This window comes from Paraburkholderia sediminicola (assembly GCF_046026675.1).
Taxonomy (GTDB): Bacteria; Pseudomonadota; Gammaproteobacteria; order Burkholderiales; family Burkholderiaceae; genus Paraburkholderia; species Paraburkholderia sediminicola_F.
Window position 1 is genome coordinate 900,746 of record NZ_JAQQEY010000002.1, and the last position, 23,858, is coordinate 924,603.

Annotated in this window: 22 protein-coding genes; 12 read left to right on the top strand and 10 right to left on the bottom strand. The window is 61.1% G+C overall.

Annotated features, from left to right (window positions below):
• Window positions 1-59 precede the first annotated feature (59 nt).
• Window positions 60-1,268, top strand: coding sequence for an ABC transporter substrate-binding protein (locus PQQ86_RS23945; protein WP_408272516.1), 1,209 nt, complete (start codon window positions 60-62; stop codon window positions 1,266-1,268).
• Window positions 1,269-2,113: 845 nt separating this feature from the next.
• Here the strand turns inward: PQQ86_RS23945 and PQQ86_RS23950 are convergent.
• Window positions 2,114-2,365 carry a hypothetical protein gene (locus PQQ86_RS23950; protein WP_074286510.1) on the bottom strand — a complete coding sequence of 84 codons (252 nt, stop codon included), beginning with the start codon at window positions 2,363-2,365 and terminating at the stop codon, window positions 2,114-2,116.
• A gap of 292 nt (window positions 2,366-2,657) precedes the next feature.
• Here PQQ86_RS23950 and PQQ86_RS23955 point away from each other — a divergent pair, with 292 nt between their 5' ends.
• Window positions 2,658-3,182 (top strand): DUF6496 domain-containing protein, encoded by a 525-nt coding sequence (locus tag PQQ86_RS23955; RefSeq protein ID WP_408272518.1) that lies wholly within the window; start codon window positions 2,658-2,660, stop codon window positions 3,180-3,182.
• A gap of 105 nt (window positions 3,183-3,287) precedes the next feature.
• Here the strand turns inward: PQQ86_RS23955 and aptA are convergent, their stop codons facing one another.
• On the bottom strand, window positions 3,288-4,616 hold the full coding sequence (gene aptA, locus PQQ86_RS23960; protein WP_408272521.1) for an omega-aminotransferase AptA: 1,329 nt from the start codon (window positions 4,614-4,616) through the stop codon (window positions 3,288-3,290).
• A gap of 211 nt (window positions 4,617-4,827) precedes the next feature.
• Here aptA and PQQ86_RS23965 point away from each other — a divergent pair, with 211 nt between their 5' ends.
• On the top strand, window positions 4,828-6,243 hold the full coding sequence (locus PQQ86_RS23965) for an aminotransferase-like domain-containing protein (protein ID WP_408272524.1): 1,416 nt from the start codon (window positions 4,828-4,830) through the stop codon (window positions 6,241-6,243).
• A gap of 12 nt (window positions 6,244-6,255) precedes the next feature.
• Here the strand turns inward: PQQ86_RS23965 and PQQ86_RS23970 are convergent, their stop codons facing one another.
• From PQQ86_RS23970 to PQQ86_RS23995, 6 genes are all read right to left on the bottom strand, one after another.
• Window positions 6,256-6,879, bottom strand: a complete 624-nt coding sequence (locus PQQ86_RS23970) for a LysE family translocator (RefSeq protein ID WP_408279341.1) — start codon at window positions 6,877-6,879, stop codon at window positions 6,256-6,258.
• Window positions 6,880-7,002: 123 nt separating this feature from the next.
• Complete coding sequence (locus PQQ86_RS23975) at window positions 7,003-8,559, bottom strand: DHA2 family efflux MFS transporter permease subunit (RefSeq protein WP_408272527.1); 1,557 nt, start codon at window positions 8,557-8,559, stop codon at window positions 7,003-7,005.
• Window positions 8,560-8,632: 73 nt separating this feature from the next.
• Window positions 8,633-9,793, bottom strand: a complete 1,161-nt coding sequence (locus PQQ86_RS23980) for an HlyD family secretion protein (RefSeq protein WP_408272530.1) — start codon at window positions 9,791-9,793, stop codon at window positions 8,633-8,635.
• 67 nt (window positions 9,794-9,860) lie between these two features.
• On the bottom strand, window positions 9,861-11,369 hold the full coding sequence (locus tag PQQ86_RS23985; protein WP_408272532.1) for an efflux transporter outer membrane subunit: 1,509 nt from the start codon (window positions 11,367-11,369) through the stop codon (window positions 9,861-9,863).
• A 129-nt stretch (window positions 11,370-11,498) separates the two neighbouring features.
• Window positions 11,499-11,933, bottom strand: a complete 435-nt coding sequence (locus tag PQQ86_RS23990; RefSeq protein ID WP_408272535.1) for a MarR family winged helix-turn-helix transcriptional regulator — start codon at window positions 11,931-11,933, stop codon at window positions 11,499-11,501.
• A gap of 229 nt (window positions 11,934-12,162) precedes the next feature.
• A complete protein-coding gene (locus tag PQQ86_RS23995) occupies window positions 12,163-13,071 on the bottom strand; it encodes a LysR family transcriptional regulator (RefSeq protein WP_408279343.1) in 909 nt (302 codons plus the stop codon).
• 244 nt (window positions 13,072-13,315) lie between these two features.
• Here PQQ86_RS23995 and PQQ86_RS24000 point away from each other — a divergent pair, with 244 nt between their 5' ends.
• The 4 genes from PQQ86_RS24000 to PQQ86_RS24015 all read left to right on the top strand — a co-directional run bounded on the left by PQQ86_RS24000 (window position 13,316) and on the right by PQQ86_RS24015 (window position 16,293).
• Complete coding sequence (locus tag PQQ86_RS24000; RefSeq protein WP_408272538.1) at window positions 13,316-13,882, top strand: TetR/AcrR family transcriptional regulator; 567 nt, start codon at window positions 13,316-13,318, stop codon at window positions 13,880-13,882.
• A gap of 197 nt (window positions 13,883-14,079) precedes the next feature.
• Window positions 14,080-14,505, top strand: a complete 426-nt coding sequence (locus tag PQQ86_RS24005; RefSeq protein ID WP_408272541.1) for an organic hydroperoxide resistance protein — start codon at window positions 14,080-14,082, stop codon at window positions 14,503-14,505.
• A gap of 37 nt (window positions 14,506-14,542) precedes the next feature.
• Window positions 14,543-15,571 (top strand): alpha/beta hydrolase, encoded by a 1,029-nt coding sequence (locus tag PQQ86_RS24010; RefSeq protein ID WP_408272544.1) that lies wholly within the window; start codon window positions 14,543-14,545, stop codon window positions 15,569-15,571.
• A 173-nt stretch (window positions 15,572-15,744) separates the two neighbouring features.
• Window positions 15,745-16,293, top strand: coding sequence for a hypothetical protein (locus PQQ86_RS24015; RefSeq protein WP_408272547.1), 549 nt, complete (start codon window positions 15,745-15,747; stop codon window positions 16,291-16,293).
• Window positions 16,294-16,548: 255 nt separating this feature from the next.
• Here PQQ86_RS24015 and PQQ86_RS24020 read toward each other — a convergent pair whose 3' ends face one another.
• Window positions 16,549-19,029 carry a phospholipase D-like domain-containing protein gene (locus PQQ86_RS24020; RefSeq protein ID WP_408272550.1) on the bottom strand — a complete coding sequence of 827 codons (2,481 nt, stop codon included), beginning with the start codon at window positions 19,027-19,029 and terminating at the stop codon, window positions 16,549-16,551.
• 161 nt (window positions 19,030-19,190) lie between these two features.
• Between PQQ86_RS24020 and PQQ86_RS24025 the strand changes: the two genes are divergently transcribed.
• From PQQ86_RS24025 to PQQ86_RS24035, 3 genes are all read left to right on the top strand, one after another.
• Complete coding sequence (locus tag PQQ86_RS24025; RefSeq protein WP_408272553.1) at window positions 19,191-19,781, top strand: TetR/AcrR family transcriptional regulator; 591 nt, start codon at window positions 19,191-19,193, stop codon at window positions 19,779-19,781.
• Window positions 19,782-19,933: 152 nt separating this feature from the next.
• Complete coding sequence (locus tag PQQ86_RS24030; protein ID WP_408272555.1) at window positions 19,934-20,911, top strand: zinc-binding dehydrogenase; 978 nt, start codon at window positions 19,934-19,936, stop codon at window positions 20,909-20,911.
• Window positions 20,912-21,071: 160 nt separating this feature from the next.
• Window positions 21,072-21,683, top strand: coding sequence for a glutathione S-transferase family protein (locus PQQ86_RS24035; RefSeq protein WP_408272557.1), 612 nt, complete (start codon window positions 21,072-21,074; stop codon window positions 21,681-21,683).
• Window positions 21,684-21,736: 53 nt separating this feature from the next.
• Here PQQ86_RS24035 and PQQ86_RS24040 read toward each other — a convergent pair whose 3' ends face one another.
• The gene (locus PQQ86_RS24040) at window positions 21,737-22,078 is read right to left on the bottom strand and encodes a hypothetical protein (protein ID WP_408272559.1); all 342 of its coding nucleotides are present in this window, start codon (window positions 22,076-22,078) and stop codon (window positions 21,737-21,739) included.
• Between the two features lie 223 nt (window positions 22,079-22,301).
• Here PQQ86_RS24040 and PQQ86_RS24045 point away from each other — a divergent pair, with 223 nt between their 5' ends.
• Together PQQ86_RS24045 and PQQ86_RS24050 are read left to right on the top strand one after the other, a co-directional pair.
• Window positions 22,302-23,129 (top strand): MipA/OmpV family protein, encoded by an 828-nt coding sequence (locus PQQ86_RS24045; protein WP_408272562.1) that lies wholly within the window; start codon window positions 22,302-22,304, stop codon window positions 23,127-23,129.
• 10 nt (window positions 23,130-23,139) lie between these two features.
• Entirely contained in the window at window positions 23,140-23,835 is a 696-nt protein-coding gene (locus PQQ86_RS24050; protein ID WP_408272564.1) for a response regulator transcription factor, read from the top strand.
• Window positions 23,836-23,858: the final 23 nt, after the last annotated feature.

Sequence of the window (23,858 nt, forward strand, 5' to 3'; positions counted from 1 at the left end):
CTTCAACGCTTGATAAAAACGACCGCATTCCCGCAATCCTTTTGATAACGGAGAAACGCATGACCACGCGCGCAGGATGGATCTCTCGCTTCACGGTTTCAACGGTTCTATCGCTCGCGGCCATTGGCGCGAGTGCACAGCAGACCATCAAGATCGGTGAAATCAACAGCTACAAGGCGCAGCCCGCCTTTCTCGGGCCTTACAAGAACGGCTGGAATCTCGCGCTCGAGCAGGTGAACGCAGCGGGTGGCGTACTCGGCAAACAGCTTGAAGTGGTGTCGCGCGACGACAACGGCAATCCAGGCGACACCATTCGCGTCGCGCAGGAGCTGATTGCACGCGAGCAGGTGCAATTGCTGTTCGGCGGATTCCTGTCGAACACCGGTCTCGCGTTGACCGACTTTGCGAAGCAGAAGAAGATTTTCTTCCTCGCTGCCGAGCCGTTGACTGACAAGATCGTTTGGGCCGACGGCAACAAATACACATACCGTCTGCGTCCTTCGACGTATATGCAGGTGGCGATGCTGGTGCCGGAGGCGGTGAAGCTGAAGAAGAAGCGTTGGGCGCTTGTGTATCCGAATTACGAGTACGGGCAATCGGCGGTGGCGACGTTCAAGAAGCTGATGACGGCGGCGCAGCCCGACGTGGAGTTTGTCGCCGAACAGGCGACGCCGCTGGGCAATGTCGATGCAGGCGCGGTGTCGCAGGCGATCGCCGATGCGAAGCCGGACGCGATTTTCAACGTGCTGTTTGGTGCCGATCTCGGCAAGTTTGTGCGTGAGGGCAATACGCGCGGGCTGTTCAAGGACCGCAGCGTGGTGTCGTTGTTGACGGGCGAGCCGGACTATCTCGATCCGTTGGGGGCGGAGGCGCCGACGGGCTGGATCGTGACGGGCTACCCGTGGTATTCGATCGATACGGCGGCGAACAAGAAGTTTGTCGATGCGTATCAGGCGAAGTATCACGATTATCCGCGACTGGGGTCAGTCGTTGGGTATTCGGCGTTGATGTCGATCGCGGCGGGGATCAAGAAGGCTGGGTCGACGGATCCGGATAAGTTGGCTGCTGCGTTCAAGGGGTTAGGGGTGGAGACGCCATTTGGGCCGATTACTTATCGGGGGCAGGATAATCAGTCGACGATGGGGGCTTTTGTTGGGGTTACCGGTCTTAAGGACGGTAAGGGCGTTATGACGTCATATCGTTACATCGATGGGGCTAGTGTGCAGCCTTCGGATGCTGAAGTTAAGAAGTTGCGGCCGGCTGAATAAGGTTTCTTTTTTGCCTTTTGCGGCGGCATTGGCCGTGTTCTTACGGCTTTGGCCTTTCCTTGCATTGTTAGTGGTCTATTAGTGTTGCCCCTGTGCGGGGCGGCACTTACTTTCTTTGCCGCCGCAAAGAAAGATAAGCAAAGAAAGCGGCTCAAACCGCGAATGCTAAGTGGGCCCGCGGTCTGCTGCGGGTAGTGGTGCATCTGGAATCCGTGTTCTCGTACATTCGGCGTTAGTGACAAAGGACTCATCAGCTCCCACTTCGCACTACGTGCGTCGCGGACGGGTTTGCATGGGAAACCACGGGCTTCGCCTTAAGGTCCGTGGAAGCCATCGGCTTCGCCTCGGCGATGCGCCTCTGCACTCAGCGGGGAACCCTCCCTTCAAATGATATGTCGGTGTGCTGCAATCACAGTCGCGGCTGCGGCAGGCGGTTGCAGTTGTCGTTCCAATCACAATCGCGGTGGCGGTGCAATGAAGAGCCACGGCTCGGTGGCGAGGCGTGGGCGTCAAAACATAGCGGGTGGTTTTATGAACTGCTCTTCGGCGCGCGGAGCGCCGCCGGAAGTATGACGCCCTTGTCACTGGCGTATGCAGGTGCACGAACCCAGATTCCAGATGCACCACTACCCGCAGCAAACCACGGGACCCACTTAGCATTGGCGGTTTGAGCCGCTTTCTTTTGCCTACTTTTCTTTGCGGCCGGCAAAGAAAAGTAGGTGCCGCCCCGCACAGGGGCAACGCTAATAGACCACTAACAATTCAAGGAAAGGCACCAAAGTCAGAACAAGGAAAGCCCAAAGCCCCAAGAACACTTCCAATGCCGCCGCAAAAGGCAAAAACCCCTACTCCTCCGCATCATGCTCAATCACAAACCGCCTCAAATAAGCCAGCACAGCGGCTTCCACCCCCCGATGATCGGCGGTGCTCTTCGACCCTGCGTTTTCCTCATCGCCAAACAATGAGGACGGCGCATTATGCACATCCACTTCCTGGCCTTCGCGGAACACACGAATTTCGTGAACGTCTTCAGCGTACTCGGCAACCCAATGCACGCCTTCGATATGCGCGCCTGCGCGAACGGTAGGTATCTTCATGGGCGTCTCCCGTCAGGTCGGACCACGGCGCCAACCCTTGCTGTCACCATACGCCGTCCAGTTGCCGGGCGCGAGCCTTGTCGCCCAATTTCCTGAAGTTTCGCTGCGCCGCAACGAGCTTCCCTGTCCTTTCACCACGCCAGCGGCAATGTCCCTGCGAACGTCCGCGCTGCGCAAAAAACGCCAATATCCCCGTCAGACGGCCCTCCACCCGCATCCGCCGCCGCGGCGAACGCCCCCCGGCACACGCGTTGCTGCATGCACAAAGCCAACAGCTAACCGGAGGACTGTCATGCCCGAACAGAAAACCATCAAACGTGCCCAAGCCGACAAGCGTACCGGCAAGGCATCAAGTACCCAGGCCGGGGAATTCGTCAAGGAACAGATCGATAAGGTGCGCGCCGGCAAGCACGGCGTCAGGTCGGCCAGGCAGGCGATTGCAATCGGCCTGTCGGAAGCACGTCGCGCAGGCGTTGCCGTGAAGTCGCCGAAAAAGGGCGCCACGAGTGAGGCGACCCGCAAGAAAGCGCAAAAGGATAACGCCGCGGGCCAGCACAAGGGCGTGGCGAAGAAGAGCGCGAGCAGCGAGTCGACAGCTAAGCGTTCACGTGCGGCGACCAATGCATTGAAGCGTGAAAGCACCGCCGGCGCATCGCGCAAGGCTTTGTCGAAGCAGACAAAATCGGCAGCGGCCAAGCGGCCGGCGGCCAGTCGTTCGGCCGCGGCGAAGAAAGCCGCAGCGACCAAAGGTGCGTCAGGCCGCTCGGCCGCAGCCAAAAAGGCCGCGCACACGAGGGCTTCGCGCACGCACCACTGACGCTGGCGCTAAGGGGAAGTGACGCGCGAAGGCGGCGCTGCCATCCCCCTCGAGCCGGTTGCAATACGCGGCGCGCGCAGTCCACGCGCGCCACATCTCTCAGTCTTACTGCACCGTCGCCAGCACGTCACCCACCGTCTTGAAGATGTGCGCGATCTGCTCTTCATCGATGATGAGCGGCGGCGAGAACGCGAGGATATCGCCGGTAAAGCGCACTAGCACGCCCGCCTCGAAGCACTTCACGAACGCTTCGTAAGCACGCGCGCCCGGCGCACCGTCGCGCGACTCGAGTTCGACGCCCGCGATCATGCCGAGGTTGCGAACGTCCTTCACATGCTTCGCATTGCGCAGCGAGTGAGCGGCTGCTTCGAACTTCGGCGCCATCGTCGCGGCGCGCTCGAACAGGCCTTCGCGGCGATACAGGTCGAGCGTCGCAACGGCGGCCGCGGCCGCAGCCGGGTGGGCCGAATACGTGTAGCCGTGGAACAGTTCGATCGCGCCCTGTGCGCCGCCGTTGACAATCGTGTCGTGGATTGTGCGGCTCGCGGCCACTGCACCCATCGGGATCGCGGCGTTGTTGATCGCCTTGGCCATCGTGATCAGGTCCGGCGTCACGCCGAAGTATTCGCTCGCGGTCGCCTTGCCGACGCGGCCGAAAGCGGTAATCACTTCGTCGAAAATCAGCAGGATGCCGTGCTTCGTGCAGATCTCGCGCAGCTTCTGCAGATAGCCTTGCGGCGGAATCAGCACGCCCGTCGAACCGGCGACCGGTTCGACGATCACGGCGGCGATCGTCGATGCATCGTGCAACGTGACGATGCGCTCGAGTTCGTCGGCGAGATGCGCGCCCCAGGCGGGCTGGCCCTTCGAAAATGCGTTGTGTTCGAGGTTATGCGTGTGCGGCAAATGGTCGACCGCCGGCAGCAGCGCGCCGGAGAAGGTCTTGCGGTTCGGTGCGATGCCGCCCACCGAAATGCCGCCGAAGCCCACGCCGTGATAGCCGCGCTCGCGGCCGATCAGACGCGTGCGCTGGCCTTCGCCGCGCGAACGATGATACGCCAGTGCGATTTTCAGGGCGGTGTCGACCGATTCCGAGCCGGAGTTCGTGAAGAAGATGCGGTCGAGGCCATTCGGCATCAGTTCGGCGACTTTGGTGGCCGCTTCGAACGCCAACGGGTGGCCCATCTGGAAGGTCGGCGCGAAATCGAGCGTGGACAGTTGCTCGGTGATTGCGGCGACGATTTCGTCGCGGCCGTGGCCGGCGTTCACGCACCAGAGACCCGCGCAGCCGTCGAGCACTTCACGCCCGTCCGTGGTGCGGTAGTACATACCCTTGGCCGATTCCAGCAGGCGCGGCGCAGCCTTGAACTGGCGGTTGGCGGTGAAGGGCATCCAGAAAGACGACAGGTCGTCGATGACGGGGCGCGAAGTCATGGTTTTCTCCTCGAAGTGGTAGCGAAACTGTAGCGTCCGCGGTTTAATGGCGGCATAAACAGTTGACGCAGTGTGGTGCTAACTGTGTTGGTGGAATTGCGCTAACTGTGTCGATTGCGCGATGATGCAATTCGACGCTTTATCTGGCGCCTTCCGGGCCATCTTTCTGGCAACGTAGCCGGCCGTCGCAACCGGTCTTTCAGTCCGAACCATGATCGAACTACAACTTGAGCGCGACCGACGCGCCGCACCCACGCTCGTCGAGCAGGTCGTGCAGGGCTTCGCGCGCGCCATCGAGGCGCAGTCGCTGCGCGCCGGCGCGCTGTTGCCGTCGGTGCGGCAGCTGGCGCAAAGCCACGAACTGAGCACCTTCACGGTCACCGAGGCCTACAACCGCCTCGTTTCGATGGGTCTCGTGGTGGCGCGGCGCGGTTCCGGTTATCGCGTGGCGGCGCGCGCGCAGTCCGCGCGGGTGGCCCCGACCGACTGGCAGCCGCCGAGCCTGACCGCGACCTGGCTGCTGTCCGACGTGTTCGCAGACCATTCGGTGCCGATCAAGGCGGGCGGCGGCTGGCTGCCGAATGAGTGGATCAACGAGACGGGTTTGCAGCATGCGCTGCGTGCAATGAGCCGCGTGCCGGCGGCGCGGCTCGGAGACTACGGGCATCCGTACGGCTTCGCGCCGCTGCGCGAACGGATCGCCGAGCAACTCGACCGGCGCGGTTTGCCGGTGGACGTCTCCAACGTGCTGCTCACGCAGGGCGCGACGCAAGGGCTGGATCTGATCGTTCGCACGCTGCTGCGCGCGGGCGACGCCGTGATCGTCGAAGATCCCGGTTACTGCAATCTGCTGCAGATTCTCAAGCTGGCGGGGCTGGTGGTGCATGGGGTGCCGCGCACCCCGGCCGGTGTCGATACGGACGTGCTCGAGGCGCTGGTCGCGCAGCACAAGCCGAAGGCGATTTTCGTCAACACCACGCTGCAGAATCCGACCGGCGCGACCTTCGGCATGTCGGCGGCGTTCCGTCTGTTGCAGATCGCGGAGCGTCAGCGCATGTGGGTGATCGAAGACGACGTCAGCCGCGAACTGGCGCCGTCCGGCGCGCCTTTGTTTGCCGCCATGGAAGGCTTGCAGCGCGTGCTCTACGTGGGCGGTTTTTCGAAAACGGTGACGCCGGGGCTGCGGTGCGGCTACGTGGTCGCCGAGCGTGCAGTCCTGCGCGAACTGGCGCGCACGAAGATGGCGGTGGGATTGACCTCGTCGGAAGCGATCGAACGGATCGTCGACAAGGTGTTGCTCGAAGGGCGCTATGCGCGTCACGTCGAAGCCGTGAACGAGCGGCTCAAGCTCGCGCATGCGACCGTCGAGGAGCGGCTCGATTCGCTCGGCCTGGAACTGTTTCACCGGCCGCGAGCCGGTCTGTTTCTGTGGGCTCGCCTGCCGATCGAAGCGGAGCGCGCGGGCGAGGTGGCGACCGCCGCGCTCCAGCACGGCATCTGGCTCGCGCCTGGCTCCTATTTCCGCCCCGACGACGCCCCGAGCACGTGGTTCCGTTTCAACGCGCCGTACTCGACCGACGACGCGTTGTGGCGCTTCATCGAGCGAGTCGGGCAGGGCGCGATCTAGCCGTGCCCGATCTTAAACGGACTGGCCGAGCAGCTTGAGCGCGATCGGATAGAGCGAGAGCACCAGCAGCAGCGCCATCGCCACATTGAAGATGCGCAGCCGCTTCGGGTCCGACAGCACTTTGCGCATCGCGGTGCCGAAGCCCGCCCACAGACAGATGCACGGAAAGCCGATCACGTAGAAGATCACCGCCATCGCGATGGCGTTCACGCTGGCGCTCTCGCTAAGGTGGATCGTCGTGGCGGCGGTCAGCACCATCATCCACGCCTTCGGATTGACCCACTGGAACGCAATGGCTTCATGAAACTTCATGGGCCGGCGATCGCCTTTCCTGACCTTCAACTCGCCCGACGTGCCGATTTTCCACGCGAGGTACAGCAGGTACGCGACGCTCGCGACTTCCAGCACGGTGTACAGCACCGGGAAGTGCACGAAGGCTTCGCCCAGACCAATCCCTACCGACAGCATCAACAGCACGACCCCGGCACTGATCCCCGAAAGATGCGGCAGCGTGCGGCGAAAGCCGAAATTGACGCCCGAGGCGAGCAACATCGTGTTGTTCGGACCGGGCGTGATCGTGGTGACGAGCGCGAAGAGAATGCCGGCGGGCAGCGCGCTGAGGCTGAGGTAGGACATGGACATGGTGGCTCCGGTGTCGGTCAATAGGACCTTTGGAGCATTCTAGCGAACCATGCCGGTACAGTACCTATACGGTTTGTGGGATGGTGCCCGGTACGGGTGACGGTACCCGGCCGTTTTTCAGTGCGCAGCCGCGGCGGCGTCGCTCGAACCGCCGGCCTTGCCAGGCTTGGTGATCCAGATGAGCGGGATGATGATGATCATGATGATCGCGGCTCCATAGAACACGTCGTTCAGCCCCAACATGGCAGCCTGCGACTGCACTGTATGGTCGAACAACGCATACGAAGCGCCTTGCCCCAAACCAAGCAGCGAATGGTAGGTATCCATTTGTGCATTGAAGAGCGGATTGGTCGGGCTGGACTGCTGCGTCAGAATCTCATGATGCATGATCGTCCGGTTGTTCCACACGACGTTCGCCAGCGATGTACCAATACCACCAAAGAACACGCGTCCAAAGGTGGACAGCCCGGCCGCGGCCGGCACCTTTTCGGGCGGCTGTCCCGACAGGATGATCACAGTGAGCGGAGCGAAGAACAGCGCCATCGGAATACCCTGCAGCAGGGTCGGCAGGATGATGTATCCCTCGCTGATGTCGGTATAGAAATACGTGCGCATGAAGTAGACAATCGCGAATCCGATAAACGCGAACGTGCCGATAATGCGCGCATCGGAACGCGGCAGAATCTTGCCCATGATGGGAGCGCCGATCACGGCGAAAATGCCCAGCGGCGCCGTAGCAAGGCCTGCGTCGACAGCCCGATATCCCAGGTATTCCTGCATCCACTGCGGAAGCAGCACCAGCGTTCCGAAGAAGATGCCATACGCGACGGCAATCGAAACGGTGCCGCCGAGAAAGTTGCGCTGCTTGAACAGCGTCAAGTCGACGATCGGATTCTTTTCCGTCAGCTCCCAGATAATGAATGCCGCGAGTCCGACTGCGGCAACGATAGCCAGCACGACGATCGTGCTCGACGAGAACCAGTCGAGATCCTTGCCCTTGTCCAGCATCACTTGAAGCGACGCGACCCAAATGATTAGCAGCACTAGCCCGACAACGTCGATTGGCAGCTTTCTGGCCTGCGTATCGCGCTTGCGATAGAGCAGCCAGACCATCGCGGCAGCGAACAGCCCGACTGGGATGTTGATATAGAAGATCCACGACCAGCTATAGCTGTCCGTCACCCAGCCGCCGAGCGACGGCCCGACAATCGGTCCGGTCACCACGATCATCGAAAACAGTGCGAGTGCCAGCGAGGATTTCGCTTTCGGCCACGAACTGAGCAGCAATGCCTGCGACATCGGGATGAGCGGTCCGGCAACGGCTCCCTGCAGCGCGCGCGCAAGCAACAGAATCGGCAACGTCGGCGCGATGCCGCACAGCCAGGATGCGAACACGAACAACAATATCGAGCCGACGAACAGCCGGACCTGACCCAGCCTCTGCGTCAGCCAGCCAGTCAACGGAATCGCGATTGCATTCGCAGCGGCAAAGACGGTGATGACCCACGTGCCTTCGTCGACCGATACGCCGAGGTTGCCGGAAATGGTTGGAATGGCGACGTTGGCGATCGACGAATCGAGCACGGTCATAAAGCCCGCGAGACCAACGCTCAGGGAGCCCAGGGCGAGCGTCGCCCCGGTCAGCGGCGGGTGATTTGGATGGTTCGGGTTCATGGTGATACGGCTGTCCTGTGTCTGGCAAGAAATGCGCGGCATCTTTCAGGTGCCGCGGTCCAATGAGCGGCTGTCATTCGTTTTCGGCGATGATCCGGGCGATCGCGGCATCGGCCTCGTCGCCGTACTTTGCGAAAACGTCGGTCCTATAGGCGGACGTAGACTGCGTACCGAGTTGGGCGCCGGCTGGGTCCTTGACGTTGACATCCACGTTCATTGACAGACCCACGCGTAGTGGATGCTTTTCCAGTTCCGCAGGTGGAATCTCGATGCGCACCGGTAGCCGCTGCACCACCTTGATCCAGTTGCCCGTTGCGTTCTGCGCCGGCAGCAGCGCCAGCGCCGAACCAGTGCCTGGCGTAAAGCCCACCACCCTGCCGTGATAGACGACGGCGGAGCCGTAGACGTCGGCGGTCAGCTCAACGGGTTGTCCAACCCGGATGTGACGAAGCTGCCACTCCTTGAAGTTCGCATCGACCCAAACCTGCTCGAGCGGCACCACCGACATCAGCGCTGCGCCGGGTGACACGCGCTGCCCGACCTGAACCGAGCGCTGCGCGATGTATCCGGTCACGGGGGCCGGCAACGTGGTGCGCGCATAAGCCAGGTAGGCGTCGCGAACGTGGGCGGCGCTTGCCAGTACGTCCGGATGCTTGTCGACCGACGTGTTGGCCGTCAGCGCACGATTGGCGCCAAGCTGCTGCCGGGCCGCCTCGAGCGAAGCCTGAGCCGACCGGACCGCGTCACGTGCATGTGAGATTTCCTCGTCCGACACCGCCCCCGTCATGCCAGTGGCAAGCCGGCGCTTCAGATCGTCCTGTGCCTTCGAAAGATCCGATTGGCGTTCAGCGATATCCGCACGGTATCTGTCGTCGTCGGCATACAGGCCATGGACTCTGCGAACGGTTTGGCCCAGATTCGCCTCGGCCTGTTGCAACGCAATCCTGGCGTCCGCTGGATCGATCTGGACGATCGGTTCGCCCTTCCTGACGATTTGCGTGTTATCCGCATTGACCCCGATGACGGTTCCCGTGACCTGCGGCGTAATTTGCACGACGTTGCCGTTGACGTATGCGTCGTCCGTATCCACGTGATGACGGGCGTCGACGAAATAGAAAGCGCCATACGCAGCGCCTGCGATCGCGAGCGAAGCGACAAGCAGTGAGAGCAGAAGTTTGCGTTTGCCGGGCTTCTTTTCCGGCTCTTTATCCGACGGTGACTGAGGTGCGTTCATGGGTAGCTCCAATAAAAAGTTTGATGGTCACGCTCAGGCCGTTACGCCTGAGCGCAGATCTGGTCGTTCAGTGAGCCGCCGTGCTACCGGACGGCGCGGGAATCGGTGTCTCCGTGTTCGCAGCAAGGCCGGCGTGCGAAGCATCGAATCCGCCACCTAGTGCCTTGATCAGCCCGATCTGCATGCCGCGGCGATTCATTTCGAGGTTCACGACGGCCGTTTCGGCTGCGAGCCGGTTGTCATCCGCGTTCAACACCTGCAGTTGCTGGTTCAAACCCGCCTTGTATCGAACGAGCGCCAGTTGATAGGCTTTGGTCTGTGCATCCAGGGCCTGCTGCGCATCGACCAGTTGACGATCGGCCGAGTGAATCTGCGTGACCTGCGTGGCAACATCGGATAAAGCGCTGATCAACGTCTGGTTGTACGTTGCGACGTCGTAGTCGAAGTCCGCGTAGCGGCCCTTCAGTTGGGCGCGTAGCGCACCGGCGTCGAAGATAGGAAGATGAATCGCGGGACCTGCCTGAAGTTGGCCGCTTCCAGCCGTCAGGAATCGCCCCCAGCCAAACGCGTCCAGCGCAGCTGATGCGGAAAGATTGACGTCCGGAAAGAACTCGGCCTTTTTTTCCTTCACATCGTGGATTGCTGCATCCACCTGCCAATAGGCCGCAACGATGTCCGGGCGCCGCGAAATCAGATCCGCGGGCAGGTTGTCGGGAAGCGCGACGCTGGCGCCCTCTCCAAGCGATGGATTGGCGATCTTGAGGCCGCCATCCGGGCCTTCACCAAGCAGGGCGCCCAATTGGTAACGTACGGTCGTGATCTGTCCGTCGAGGTCGCTGACGCTCGAACGGCTCGTCGCGGTCTCACCGTATGCGGTCTGCCGCTCCACGTTGGTATCGAGCCCCGCACCCACGCGCCCATCCGTGATTCGCCCGATATCCTCGCGATTCTTCACTTCGCGGGCCTCGATATCACGCAACGCATAGAGTTGCGCAAGATGGTTGTAGGTGCTGGCCACCGAAGCGGCCAAAGAGATGCGCACCTCTTCGGCTTCGGCTTCGGCGACCTTCTCCTGCGAGACGGACTGACGAAGCCGTTCGCGATTCTTGCCCCACAGGTCGAGATCAAACGAAGCACTGGCGAGTACGTTGTTCTCGCTCTGCCAGGTGCCGTTGACCGGCGGTGGAGCGGACCCATTGTCGCTATAGCGCTCGCGCGTCCAGGAATAGCTTCCCGTCACGTTTGGATAGAGTGCGGAATGGGCCGTGCCGACAGAGGCAGAGGCTTTCTCAATGCGTGCACGTGCCTGATCGATCGTCGGATTGCCGGCCAGCGCCTCGTCGATCAGCCTTGGCAACTGCGCATCGCCGAACTGCCTGGCCCAATCCATTGCAGGCCACTGTCCACCCTCGGCAGGCAAGCTCTCCTTCGTCTCATACTGGGTGGGCGAGACAATCTGCTTATCGCTTTTGATGCCGGCGTAGTTGACGCATCCGGCGAGACCAAGCGCCGCCACCGCCGCGGCTATCGTGGCAGCCCATGCGCTCGCTCGGAGCTGGGGTCGGTCGTGATTCATGATGGTTTCCGTTTCCTTTGGCTCATCTGGGTTGGTTGGCTTTGTTTCTCTTTGAGTGCATATGCACACATTAGCGTTTAATTTTTCACTGATCGATCTACCGCAGTGAATCAGTCTGTTGCATTGTGGTTATCTTTCGGACAGGTAGCTCGTCATACGAAACAGTTCGCTTCGTAGATGCGCTGCCTGTTGCTGGCCAAAGCTACGTTCGAAACTGGCCTGCGCCATTGCCCAATGAGCGGCTGCTTCGTCGAGCTTCGTTAGCCCTTTTCTGGTTAGTACGACTCGCAGTCGGCGATTGCTTTGCGGTTCGGCAGGAGCAACCACGAGGCCACGCCGGAGCAGGGGTTTAAGCGCGCGAACGAGGGTCGTTCTGTCCATCACCATCGCTTTGGCCAACTCAGCCATCGTCAGGTTCGTACAACGACTCAGCGTTCTGAGGACGCTGAACTGCGTGGGCGTGATGCCGGCCTCAGACAAATGACGCTCGTAAAGCTTTGAAATATGTCGGGAAGCCTGACGGAGAGCAAAACAGTCGTCGTCCGGAAGATCGTTTAAGTGCATACGCACAGATTAATGCGGCACCTTCCTGAAAGCGATGCTGGCCGGATTATCAGTTTGTTGTCGTTTCGTGTACCAATCGCCCGGGGAACAACTGGGAATGGGGCTGGGCGCCGACCGGGTGCGCGCAGCGAGGGCCGAATCCAGTCGGCCTCGTCACCGAACACCGAAAGTGACGAATCATGCCGCCCTTTTATGTTTCCGGCGCGCTTCGCAGATCGTCTTTGCTGGACTAGCGCGATGCCGTCAGCGTTTCGAAAAAGGCAGCTGCATAGTCGATAAACGCACGCACCTTGGCAGGCAGCAGGGTCCGGTTGCTGTAAGCGAGCTGGATTTCGACGCTGTCGTCGACAAGCTGTGAACCGGTGAGCAGCTGGACGAGCTTCCCCGAGGCCAATTCGTTCTCTACAAGGGCTGCCGGCACGACACCGATTCCGAAACCCTGCAGCACCATTTCCAGGTTGAAGGCGGGGCTGTTCGACGAAACATCGAAACGAAGCGGAACGCTCAGCTCGTCCTCGCCAATCCGGAAGCCGATGACGGGGCGGCGAATGGACGGCGACATCGACACGAAAAGATGGTTGGCCAGTTCTGATGGATCTTGCGGTGTTGACGACGACTGCAGATACTGCGGCGTCGCGACCATGACAACCGGAATGCGTTCGAGCAGACGCACGACCGTCGTTTCGCTCGTCAGCATGTACGGAAGAATGAGGCCGAGGTCGAACCCGTCGCCGACCAGATCGACGGGCCGCTCCGTCAGCGTCACGTCGAGCGTGACCTTCGGATGGGCCCGCTTGAATCCGGCGATCAGGGGAACCAGCCGGCTTACCGTTGCCGTCGTATGGGCGACAAGGCGTAAGACGCCACCCGCTTCGCGTGTCTGGTTGGCTACATCCGCTTCGAGCACATCGAGATCGTCCAGGATACGCACGCAGCCTTCATAGAATCGTTCCGCGGCTTCGGTGAGTGAGACCTGCCGGGTCGTCCGGTTTAACAGCCGGCATCCGATCCGCTCTTCTAGCCCCGCGATTGCTCGCGACACTGCCGGCCGGGCCAGCCCATGAATATCCGCTGCGCGGGTGAAACTCTTCAGTTCGACCACCGACCGGAAAATGCGTAGGCTTTCGATATATTCCATGATGAGATCTCGTCGACCAACTGGAACAAGGGATGGACGGAATGCCGTTTTCAGCGCCACCGGAGGTGCCAGTTGCGGACCCTGTCTCCCACGGTATTTCGCAGGATAGGTAACTGTTGGGCCGATGTCAGAAAACAGTCTATGCCACAGCGGCTCCGCCTTCGTGTCCGATAACCACGTCGCGTCGTTTGAAAAATTGCGAAGTCGCTTGACAGTCTATCTATGAGTAGATATAGTTCACTCCATGGAACCGACAACGACAGTGCGCGAACAGATCCTCGACCACGCAATCACGCTCATCATGCTGCGCGGTTACAACGGGTTCAGTTACCGTGATCTGTCCAGTCTGGTCGGCGTAAAAACCTCGAGCATCCATTACTACTTTCCGTCGAAAGACGATCTGGTTCTGGAAGCGGTGAATGCGTACAGCAACGAGGTATTGGGCGCGCTCCATGGAATTAACGCTTCATTGACCGCGGACACAAAGCTGAGCAAGTATGCGAAGCTGTTCGGCAGGACCCTCGGTGACGGCAATCAGATCTGCCTGTGCGGCATGCTGGCTGCAGACATTGAATCACTGCCCGACAACATCCGGCAGGCTGTGCAGGCGTTTTTTAAAGCGAACGAAAGCTGGCTCGCCAAGGTCCTCGCGCAAGGCGTGCAGGAAGGGACGCTGGCGGTGAACGGCAAACCGGAAAACGCTGCGCGGGCGCTGTACGCGGCTTTTCAGGGCAGTGTGCTCGCAAGCCGTCTGTTCCACACCAAGGCCCGGCTCGAAGACGTCGAGGCGACGGTGCGGATCGCGAAGTGAAGCTCGCATCGAGGTAGTCAGGTATGAGGCGGTGCGCCGCCTCTTTGTTTGGCCCATTTATCTATCTTCAAGTAGATAGATAAATGGGGAATATGAAGTAGCCAGGAAAAGCCTGGTTTGTCTGTTTAATTTTGCCGATTAATCTATCTAGTAGTAGATAGCAAGTTCGATCACTCACTCTTGTAAGGAGCTTCACCATGTCACTCGAAAAAGTCCTCTACCGTGCTCAAGCTCATGCCACCGGTGGCCGCGATGGCCGCGCCGTGGTGCCCGCAGGCAACCTCGATTTCAAGCTGACCACGCCGAAAGAACTGGGCGGCGCGGGCGGCGAGGGCGCCAATCCGGAACAGCTCTTCGCGGCCGGCTATAGCGCCTGTTTCCTCGGTGCGATGAAATTCGTCGCCGCCCGCGACAAGATCGCCATCCCCGCAGACGTTTCAATTGACGGCAGCGTCGGCATCGGCCTGATCCCGAATGGCTTTGGCATTGAAGTGGAACTGAAGATCTCGCTGCCCGGCATGCCACGCGAAGCGGCGCAAACGCTGGTCGACAAGGCGCACATCGTTTGCCCGTACTCGAACGCGACCCGCGGCAACATCGACGTCACCCTGACGATCGCCTAAGCCTCAGCCTCTCACCGTCACGAACCTGGAAAACATCATGAAGACCCTCAAGCCTTTGCTGCTGGCCACTGTACTTGCAACCAGCGCCACTCTCGCCATCGCCGCAAGCCCGGCAACTCCCGCCTCGCCCGATCTGGTGACCAGCCAGTTCCTGCACGCGCTGAACAGCGGCAAAGGACCGGCAATCAACACGTTGACACCGGCAGAGGCGCGTCAGGTGCTAGTCGGCGCGCAGAACAGCGTGAAGGTAGATCTGTCCGGCATCGATGTGTCGAACAAGACCATCGAGCAGGACGGAATCAGCGTGCCGATCACGATCGTACGGCCGCAAGGCGCAGCGGGCACGTTGCCAGTGTTCATGTTCTTCCACGGCGGCGGTTGGATCCTTGGGGACTTCCAGACGCACGAGAGGCTGGTGCGCGACCTCGTCGTGCAATCCGGGGCTGTGGCGGTGTTTGTCAATTACACGCCGTCACCCGAAGCGCGTTACCCGGTGGCGATCAATCAGGCGTACGCGGCCACCAGATGGGTCGCGGAACATGGCAATGAAATCGGTGTGGACGGCAGCCGCCTCGCAGTAGTGGGCAACAGCGTCGGCGGCAACATGGCCGCGGTTGTATCCCTGATGGCGAAGAACAAGCAGGGTCCCGCGATCCGCTTTCAAGGCCTGATGTGGCCGGTGACGGACAACAATTTCAACGACGGCTCGTATAACGCCTATCCGGAAGGCCACTTCCTGACCCGGCCGATGATGAAGTGGTTCTGGGACGCGTACACAAAAGATCCGAAGCAGCGCAATGAGATCTACGCGTCGCCGCTGCGCGCGTCAGTGGAGCAGTTGAAGGGGCTGCCGCCGGCGCTCATTCAGGTCGCGCAGTTCGACGTACTGAGCGACGAGGGTCAGGCTTACGGCCGCAAGCTAGATGCAGCGGGCGACGAAGTCACGACGGTTCGCTACGACGGCACGATCCACGACTTTGGCTTGCTTAACGCGCTCGCCAACGACGCGCCGACCAAGGCTGCAACGAGACAGCTTGCCAACGAGTTGCAAGCGCGTCTTAAGTAAGCGGTGCTGCCTTGACCGCGGCGCGTTGCATGACAGCACCGTGCCGCGGTGGCCAGCGTTATTTCCCACCGCATGTAAGTCGATTGCTGAAACGGCAGCCTATGCCGCTCCGTGTCCGATAGCAAAATAAACGGTATATACTGTTTATACGGTTATCAACACGGAGAGACCACTTGACAACACCCGTTACGAAAGAGCACACCAAGAAGGCGTTCCGCTTCCCCAAGAGCTTGCCCAAGCATGCAGTAGATGGCGCCGAGCCGGTAGTCGCGGCGGAGCAGCCGGCGCCTGCCGTCGAGAAGGCGCCCAAAGCGAAGCGCGCGGCCGCCGCGGAAGCAACGCCTGTCGTGAAGAAGGCAGCCAAAGCCAAGCCCGCGGCACCGGCGGAAGCCGCTGCCGAAGCGGCGCAAGCCGTTAAGAAAGCAGCCAAGCCGAAGCGTTCCGCAACTGCGGAAGCAGCGCCCGCCAGCGCTCCGGAAGCCAGGAAAGCCAAGCAACCGAAGAAAGAGAAAGTCGTGCGCGACAGCTTCACGATGCCGAAATCGGACTACGACAAGATCGCGTCCCTTAAGCAGAAATGTCTCGACGCCGGCGTGCCGGTCAAGAAGAGCGAGCTGTTGCGAGCCGGCCTGATTATGCTGGAGTCGGTAGCGCCGCAACGTCTGCTTGCCGCAGTGTCGTCGCTCGAGACAGTGAAGACGGGGCGTCCCGCGAAGGGTTAAACCCGGCCGATGCAGGGTTTAAAGGAAGGCGTGCCCGCCCGGGCGGTGTCGGACTGCAGCACATCCGGCTGCAAGTTCTCGAGCCGCAGGGGCGGGTACGAAACATCATCATGACATCGCCATATTGCTGGTAGGTGACGGACAAATTACGCCGAATCGCTGGCCGTTTCCCACCGGATCCGCCTGGCACGTTGCGCCGCTTCCGTTTTGCAAAGCCGGTTTCCAGAACCGCACAGGCGCGCTTCGCCAGTCTCCTCAGCTCCCCACCGGCGAAGCCAGATAATTCCAGTCGTGCAGGAAAATCTGCTCGAAGTAAGCCGCGGCATCGGCGCTATGAATGATCAGGCCCGCATCGCGATTACGCAGCGTGCCATCCGCCGACCAGTTCTGACTGCTGACCATGACGACATTTCCGTCGACCACGATTCCTTTGTTGTGAACGTTCGCCTGCCGGCGCAGCACGGACGACGGCACGCCCGCCGCGACCAGCTTTTCGACCCATGCGTCGTTCTGAAACTGACTGGTGATCAGGCGCACGTCGAGTTTGCGGTCGATGAGTGCCTTCACCGCCGCAATCAACGCGTCATGTTCTGCATCGTCCGGGCGTCCGCTCGGATGGATATATTGGGTCTGCATGTAGAAGCGCTGCTGGGTGGACTCGATGAGCGCCTGAACATGCGGCTGATAGTTATCGGGTGTAAGTAGCGGCTGGATTTGTACGGTATCGCTCAACGTCCTGGGCGCGAAGAACTGGCGCGGGGCCTTGCCGGCTGCAAACGCTTCGATTGGAACGTCGAGAGCGGCGTTCCCGGCTCCCGGAATATCCATCCTCTGTGCCTTGGCGTCAGTTATCGCGTCTTGAGAGACCGCATAGTCGTGCTGCAGGAACGCGCGGAACGTGCTTGCCAACGCCTTGCTCGTGACTATCACATGCCAGTCCCGATCGCTTTTCTCGGCGAGCTTGCGAGCGGCTGCCACGTCCGACAGATCTATCTCCGGCTGATTGCTGTTGTTCCAGTTGCCCGAAGAGAGCCAGAAGGTATCGTCTTCGCGCACAGCGACCTTGATGTGATACGCGTTCGGATAGATCCAGACGGGTGCCTTCGGGTCGGCATTGGTAAGCGCCCAGGTGCCGGCGAAGCGCTCGCCGAGCTTGGCTGAGAGAGCGGTCTGGGTTTGCTCGTCGGTCTGGTCGGCCGTGGGATTCTTCGCGGGATGGTCGAGCGTGAGCGTCAGTTTCTGGCCTTCGGCAAACGCGGACTCGACGGCGGTGAGAATGTGCTCGGACGTGAAGTCGTACATTCCCACCACCAGTTCTTCGCGAACGCCGGCGATGAAATTCGATAGCTCCGCCCATCCGGCATCGGGACTCGCATGCAGTACCAGGGAGACTTGCTCCGTCACCGCATCGAGACTCGCGTCGGGCGCCGGTGTGTACGGAATCTCCACCTTGCGCGCACGGGCAGCGGCAAACGCCTGGAGCGGCGCAGGCGGACTCGCGAGTGGGTTGCCTTGTTTATCGAAGAACACCTGATCCGCGAAATCGGGTTGCCGCAGTTCATGGCGTGCTTCAGCCAGTGCGCAGTATCGCGGGGGGTCCAGCACCTGCATCGATTCCATGGTGTCGGCCGCGCGTACATCGACGGGTACACCGTCGATCTGTTTCGGCAGCGCGGCTTGCAGCGCTGTGAGCCTGTCCGCCGCCACGGTGACGACAATGGCACGCGTGACAGCGCGTCCAGGCGCCGGCCATTGCAAGCCGCTACGCACGGACAGCACGCCCTCTTGCCGGAACGACTCGGCGTGCGTGTCGAGCATGGTCCTGATGTCGATTGCCTGGGTTTCCCGTGCTGAACCGTTGGTGTCGGCAGAGTCCGTCTTGAGGCGGGCGAGCGCCGCCGAGAAAAGGGCCGCGCCGGTTGGCAACGCACTGGCGAATATCATGCGGCGCGCGTCTCGCCGTTCTACCGCCGGCGCGCTGGCTTTCAATTGCGAGAGCGGCTGTGGCAACTGCGTGAGTCCGTCGACGAAGCTGCGCAACGACCGTCCGCCCGTCAGCGATCCGCCACCGGGTTGCCCGGATGCGAGATCGATAATTTCGGGTGCGCCGAAATGCCTGACCTGCTGCAACTTGTTGTTCTGCGGGTTGAACCAGGTGAGGTAGCCATTAGGCAGCACCTGACGAGGCCGCGTGATCTTGCCGCTGAAACTGTAGCGTGCCCCTGACGTGCCGGCAGGGTCGAAATAATTGGGCGTGTAGAAGTCCGAAACCAGCACGTCGTCGATCAGATAGGCGCAGGTTGCGTCTTCGGGCGGATCGCATATCTCGACCAGATATTCGACTTTGCCGTCACCGTCCTGCACTTCGTTGTCGACGACCGTCACCGCATTGGCCGCGGTGAGGCGGTTGCCGCCCGGATCGACCAGCATTTCGAGTATCTCGTGACTCGCCGACAGCGACCACGTATTGCCGGCCAGGACAACCGCGAACGGCTGGTTGTGCCCAGTCAGGTGAAAGCCGGCGGCGCCCGCTTGAACCTCGTCCACCACGTAAACCGGCCAGACGCCTGGGTCGAGATGGTCGGTGGATTCGAGCGCGACGACGGTGCCCGACACGTTCCAGATCGGGGCGAGATCGCGGCTGATCTGCAGGTTGAGTGCCTGCGCGACACGGACGACATCGGTGTAAGGTACGGCGGCGGATTGCGACACGATTCCAACGCAGGCAGTCAACATGGCATGTCTCCTGAGTGAGGACGGAACAGCTCATGCCCAGCGTGACGCGTTGTTGTGGCGTGGCCATGACAGCAGTGTGTCCGTCCCGCAAAGCGGCCACGATCGAGTCGCCCAAATGCGCTCTAGACGACTGGTCTATTTGAAGCCATAATCCGCTTCCTATGAGAGCTAGCCATCCCCACATTCGCCGACACATTCTCGACGCCGGGCGCGCGCTGATCGCCCGCAAGGGCTTTGTCGCGGTCGGGCTGAACGAGATTCTGACGACCGCCGAGATCCCAAAGGGGTCGTTCTATCACTACTTCGGCTCGAAGGAATCGTTCGGCAGCGAGTTGCTGCAGCAATACGTTGCCGACTACGCGGTCCGTCTCGACGAGCTGTTCGGTCGGCCCGGTGTCAACGGCCGTGACAAGCTGCTGAGCTATTGGGCTGCCTGGCACCAGGAGCAACTCGATCAGGACGGCGACGAAAAATGTCTCGTGGTGAAGCTGAGCGCGGAAGTCGGCGACCTGTCCGATGAGATGCGCGTGGTGCTGCGCGATGGCGTCGACCGCTTGATGGTTCGTCTTGCGTCCGTGATCGAAGAAGGCCAGGCAGACGGCTCGCTTTCGCCGGAGATCAGATCCAGGGAAGCGGCCGAACTCCTGTACCACATGTGGCTCGGCGCGGCGCTCATCACCAAGCTGCGACAGGATGGAAGCGCAATGACGCAAGCCATGGCGGTCACGCAGAGCGTCCTGCGCGCGGCATGACATTGCTGTGGCCGAGGCTCTGGTGCTGTTGGAATTTCTCGAACAGAAGCAGCAGCCGAAGCACTCAGGGAACCATTTGCAGACGCACCCGCAGAACCCCTCGCTCCGCGCAGAACGGAGTCCTCATCGTTGCACATTCCAGGAGATCGACTGTGCGTAGCGTTATCTATTCCTCTTTCGGCAATCCTGCCGAGGTGCTGCAGGTCGCGGAACGTCCCACGCCGAATCCCGGCGCGGGGCAAGTGCGCATCAAATCGACCTTGTCGCCGATTCACAATCACGACCTGTGGACGATTCGCGGTCAGTACGGCTACAAGCCGAAACTGCCGGCCGTGGGCGGTACTGAAGTTGCCGGCGTGATCGACGCGATCGGCGAAGGTGTCGAACACCTGAAGCCCGGTCAACGCGTGGTGGTGGCCGGCATCTACGAGGGCTGGGCCGATTACGTTCTGGCGCCCGCGGCAGCGGTGGTCCCGCTGCCTGACGCGATCAGCGACGAAGTGGGTTGCCAACTGATCGCCATGCCATTGAGCGCGGTCATGTTGCTCGAATATCTGCACCTCGAACCCGGTCAGTGGTTTATCCAGAACACGGCGAACGGTGCGGTCGGGAAGACTCTGGCGATGCTGGCCAACGCACGTGGCATCAACGGGGTCAATCTGGTCCGGCGCGAGGCGGGCATTGCGGAATTGGCGGAGGTTGGCATCGGCAATGCGGTGTCGACCGAAAGCGAGGGCTGGAAGAAGTTGGTTCGTGAGATCGTCGGCGATGCACCGATTCTGGCGGGTGTCGATTCAGTGGGTGGCGATGCCAGCGGTGACATCTTCGGTCTGCTTGGAGAAAACGGCACCCTGGTGTCGTTCGGCGCGATGTCCAATGAGCCGATGCGCCTCAGCTCCGGCGATGCGATCTTCAAACAGGCAACCGTCAAGGGTTTCTGGGCGAGCAAGATTTTCGAGGTCACTTCGGGCGCGGATAAAGCACGAATGATCGGCGAATTGCTGAGGCTCGCTGCGTCGGGTGAACTGAAGCTGCCGGTGGAAGCCGTCTTCGATGTCGAGGACGTGGCGCAAGCGGCAGCGGCGAGTGGGAAGAGCGCGCGCAAGGGCAAGGTGCTGTTGCGGTTCTAACGAGCAGCGTGTTCCTGCGTCGGTGCACGAAGGTGTGCCGTGCAGTGTCCCGCTGATTCCCCTTGGCAAGATCCTCCCAATGCCTGCCCACGTGAATCGTCGAGTGGTTTCGGGGCAGGCGTTGGCCGCATTTTCTCTCACCGACTCAACAACCTACTCCATGATCGAAGTCCATCACCTCAACGAATCCCGTTCGCGCCGCATTACCTGGTTGCTGGAAGAGCTCGGCCTCGACTACAAGCTCGTTCGATACCAGCGGAATTCGCAGACCCGTCTCGCTCCGCCGGAACTGATGGCGATCCATCCGCTGGGCAAGGCCCCCGTGATTCGCGACGGCGAGAAAGTGATTTTCGAGTCGGGTGCGATCGTGGATTATCTGATTCGCCGCCATGGCAACGGCCGCCTGGCTCCGGCATACGGAACCGACGAGTACGACCGTTACGCGCAGTTTCTGCACTATGCAGAAGGCTCCGCCATGCTGCCGCTGATGCTGAAGGTGTACACAGCGCGTCTAGGCGACGGTGCGGCTCCGTTGCAACCGAGAATCGAAAGTGAATTGCAGAATCACCTTGGTTTTCTGAATCAGGAATTGGCCGGCCGCGATTACCTGATGGGCGATGAATTAACGGGTGCCGATATCCAGTTCTCGTTCGTCGCGCAGACGTGCCTGAAGTTTTGCGGACGCGACGCGTTCCCGAATATCACGGCGTTTGTCGATCGCATCGAGGCGCGCCCCGCGTACCAGCGTGCGTTGGAGAAGGGCGGCGCGTAAGCGACCGGGTGCTGCTGCTGCGCCGCCGCTCTCCCGGCGCAGTTCCAGATCGATCAATCGATGCAGTGACGCCCCTGCAGTTCCACATGCAACTGGACGAGCCATGCACGCGCGCAATACGCATCGATCGATGCCTGGTCGGCGGGCTCTTCGAGCAATCTGACCTGGTGTGCCGCTAAAGCGGCGTCGAACGCACGGCGTGCGGCCCATCGCAACGAAAGCATGACGAGCAGTGCGAGTACGATCGTGGCCCCGTGGTAGGGCAGCAAGGGCGGGTTGTCGTCGAACAGGCCGAACAGCACTGAAAGGATCAGGCTCGGTATGATGGCGACGCACGTCGAGAGGCAGAGGAGCACGGCGTTTGCACGCAGTGCGGTCGTAGTGGTGAGTTTCATCGAGTGAGATCCCGCGATCGGATAGCGGCCTCGATACTGAACTCGCATGACTTACCTGATACTTACGGCCGGCGGCCCTTTCCGAAGCATCTGCTGCCGCGATCGTCCCCTATCCCGTGTGCTGTAACCCAATACGCCTGTTCCCACTCGCTTCGAGTAAGTAACGAGTAAGTCCAGTGCTCCTAGAGTCGATGCTGCCTCATCCATCAACTCAGGACTCGACGTGAAAAAAACTCTTCGCCGTGAGCGCAGGTTGTTACTGGCTATTGCATCGTTCGCATCATTCTGCGCATATTGGGGCCCAGCCTGGGCCGACGGCCAGAGTCCGGAGCCGCCCACGGCAGACGACACAGGCTTCACCGTGCTGAACAATTCCACTAACGTGACGCATTGGGGTTTGGGCGTGGGTGCGGGCATCGAGCAGGCGCCCTACAAAGGCTACGGCACGAAATACACGCCGATTCCGCTGATTTCGTTCGATAACAAATGGGTGCATGCGTTTGGTACGGCAGTCGATCTGAAGATCGGCAAGTGGAGCAACGTGAGCCTCGCGCTGCGTGGACAGTACGCCGTCGGCGACGGCTATAAAGCGTCGGATGCGCCGATTCTGAGCGGTATGCAGAACCGCAACGGTGCGTTCTGGTACGGCCCGGCGCTTGCATGGCACACCGCATACGGCACGCTCTCGGGCGATTTTCTGGAAGGCGGCAACAAGGGGCAGAAAGCCACTATCGATTTCAGCAAGTCTTTCGAGTACGGCAAATTCGAGTTCGAACCGCACGCCGGCGTGGATTGGTTGAGCAGCAAATATGTCGATTACTATTACGGCGTGCGCTCATCCGAAGCGCGTGCCGGGCGCCCTGAATATGCCGGCAAGGCGACCTATGACATCTCGGTGGGCACGCGTATCGACTACAAGTTCACGCGTCATCAGATCCTGATTCTCGACGTCGGCGTCGCGCACCTGGGCAGCGGCATCACCGACAGTCCGCTGGTAGGCAAGCGCTATATTCCGCAAGCCAGGGTCGGCTACCTTTACGAATTCAACTGAGCACCAGCGCATGTCGCGTGTCGCACTGATCGAAGACCACGAGCGCCTGGCCGGCATGATCCGTCAGGCGCTTTCCGCTGCAGGCATCGAGACCGATGTATTCGGCACCATTTCGGAGGCGCATTATGGCGTGAGCCGGGCCGACTACGCGGTGCTCATCATCGATCGCGGTTTGCCGGATGGCGACGGCCTGACCTTGCTGCGGACGTTACGTGCGGCAGGGCAGATGACGCCGTCGCTCATGCTGACCGCGCGCGACGCGCTGCATGACCGCGTCGACGGACTGGAAAACGGTGCGGACGACTACGTGACCAAGCCCTTCGCCATGAGTGAACTGGTCGCGCGGGTGCGTACGCTGATGCGCCGACCGGTGGCGCTGACGGATCTGGTGATCTCGTTCGGTGACATCACGGTCGATCCGCAGCAACGCGCCATGCGCTGCGGCGCGCAGTCTGTTCTGCTGGCGCCTGCCGAGTTGCAGATCGTGCTGTGCCTCGTGAAGGCGGCGGGCGCCACCGTACGGCACGCGGCGCTCGAACATGCCGCGTGGGGACTCGGCGAAGCTGTCACGCCCAATGCGCTCGAAGTCACGCTGCATCGTCTGCGTAAAAAGCTGAACGCGGTCGGCGCGACGACGCGGCTCGCCAATATTCGCGGCGCGGGCTTCGCGCTCCAGGTTGCCGCCGGGTCCACCGCGCAGCACTAAATCAACGGTCATTGCTCACCATG

Coding starts and splice junctions, on each gene's coding strand:
- PQQ86_RS23945 (WP_408272516.1), top strand. CDS start 60: ATGACCACGCGCGCAGGATGGATCTCTCGCTTCACGGTTTCAACGGTT.
- PQQ86_RS23950 (WP_074286510.1), bottom strand. CDS start 2,365: ATGAAGATACCTACCGTTCGCGCAGGCGCGCATATCGAAGGCGTGCAT.
- PQQ86_RS23955 (WP_408272518.1), top strand. CDS start 2,658: ATGCCCGAACAGAAAACCATCAAACGTGCCCAAGCCGACAAGCGTACC.
- aptA (WP_408272521.1), bottom strand. CDS start 4,616: ATGACTTCGCGCCCCGTCATCGACGACCTGTCGTCTTTCTGGATGCCC.
- PQQ86_RS23965 (WP_408272524.1), top strand. CDS start 4,828: ATGATCGAACTACAACTTGAGCGCGACCGACGCGCCGCACCCACGCTC.
- PQQ86_RS23970 (WP_408279341.1), bottom strand. CDS start 6,879: ATGTCCTACCTCAGCCTCAGCGCGCTGCCCGCCGGCATTCTCTTCGCG.
- PQQ86_RS23975 (WP_408272527.1), bottom strand. CDS start 8,559: ATGAACCCGAACCATCCAAATCACCCGCCGCTGACCGGGGCGACGCTC.
- PQQ86_RS23980 (WP_408272530.1), bottom strand. CDS start 9,793: ATGAACGCACCTCAGTCACCGTCGGATAAAGAGCCGGAAAAGAAGCCC.
- PQQ86_RS23985 (WP_408272532.1), bottom strand. CDS start 11,369: ATGAATCACGACCGACCCCAGCTCCGAGCGAGCGCATGGGCTGCCACG.
- PQQ86_RS23990 (WP_408272535.1), bottom strand. CDS start 11,933: ATGCACTTAAACGATCTTCCGGACGACGACTGTTTTGCTCTCCGTCAG.
- PQQ86_RS23995 (WP_408279343.1), bottom strand. CDS start 13,071: ATGGAATATATCGAAAGCCTACGCATTTTCCGGTCGGTGGTCGAACTG.
- PQQ86_RS24000 (WP_408272538.1), top strand. CDS start 13,316: ATGGAACCGACAACGACAGTGCGCGAACAGATCCTCGACCACGCAATC.
- PQQ86_RS24005 (WP_408272541.1), top strand. CDS start 14,080: ATGTCACTCGAAAAAGTCCTCTACCGTGCTCAAGCTCATGCCACCGGT.
- PQQ86_RS24010 (WP_408272544.1), top strand. CDS start 14,543: ATGAAGACCCTCAAGCCTTTGCTGCTGGCCACTGTACTTGCAACCAGC.
- PQQ86_RS24020 (WP_408272550.1), bottom strand. CDS start 19,029: ATGTTGACTGCCTGCGTTGGAATCGTGTCGCAATCCGCCGCCGTACCT.
- PQQ86_RS24025 (WP_408272553.1), top strand. CDS start 19,191: ATGAGAGCTAGCCATCCCCACATTCGCCGACACATTCTCGACGCCGGG.
- PQQ86_RS24035 (WP_408272557.1), top strand. CDS start 21,072: ATGATCGAAGTCCATCACCTCAACGAATCCCGTTCGCGCCGCATTACC.
- PQQ86_RS24040 (WP_408272559.1), bottom strand. CDS start 22,078: ATGAAACTCACCACTACGACCGCACTGCGTGCAAACGCCGTGCTCCTC.
- PQQ86_RS24050 (WP_408272564.1), top strand. CDS start 23,140: ATGTCGCGTGTCGCACTGATCGAAGACCACGAGCGCCTGGCCGGCATG.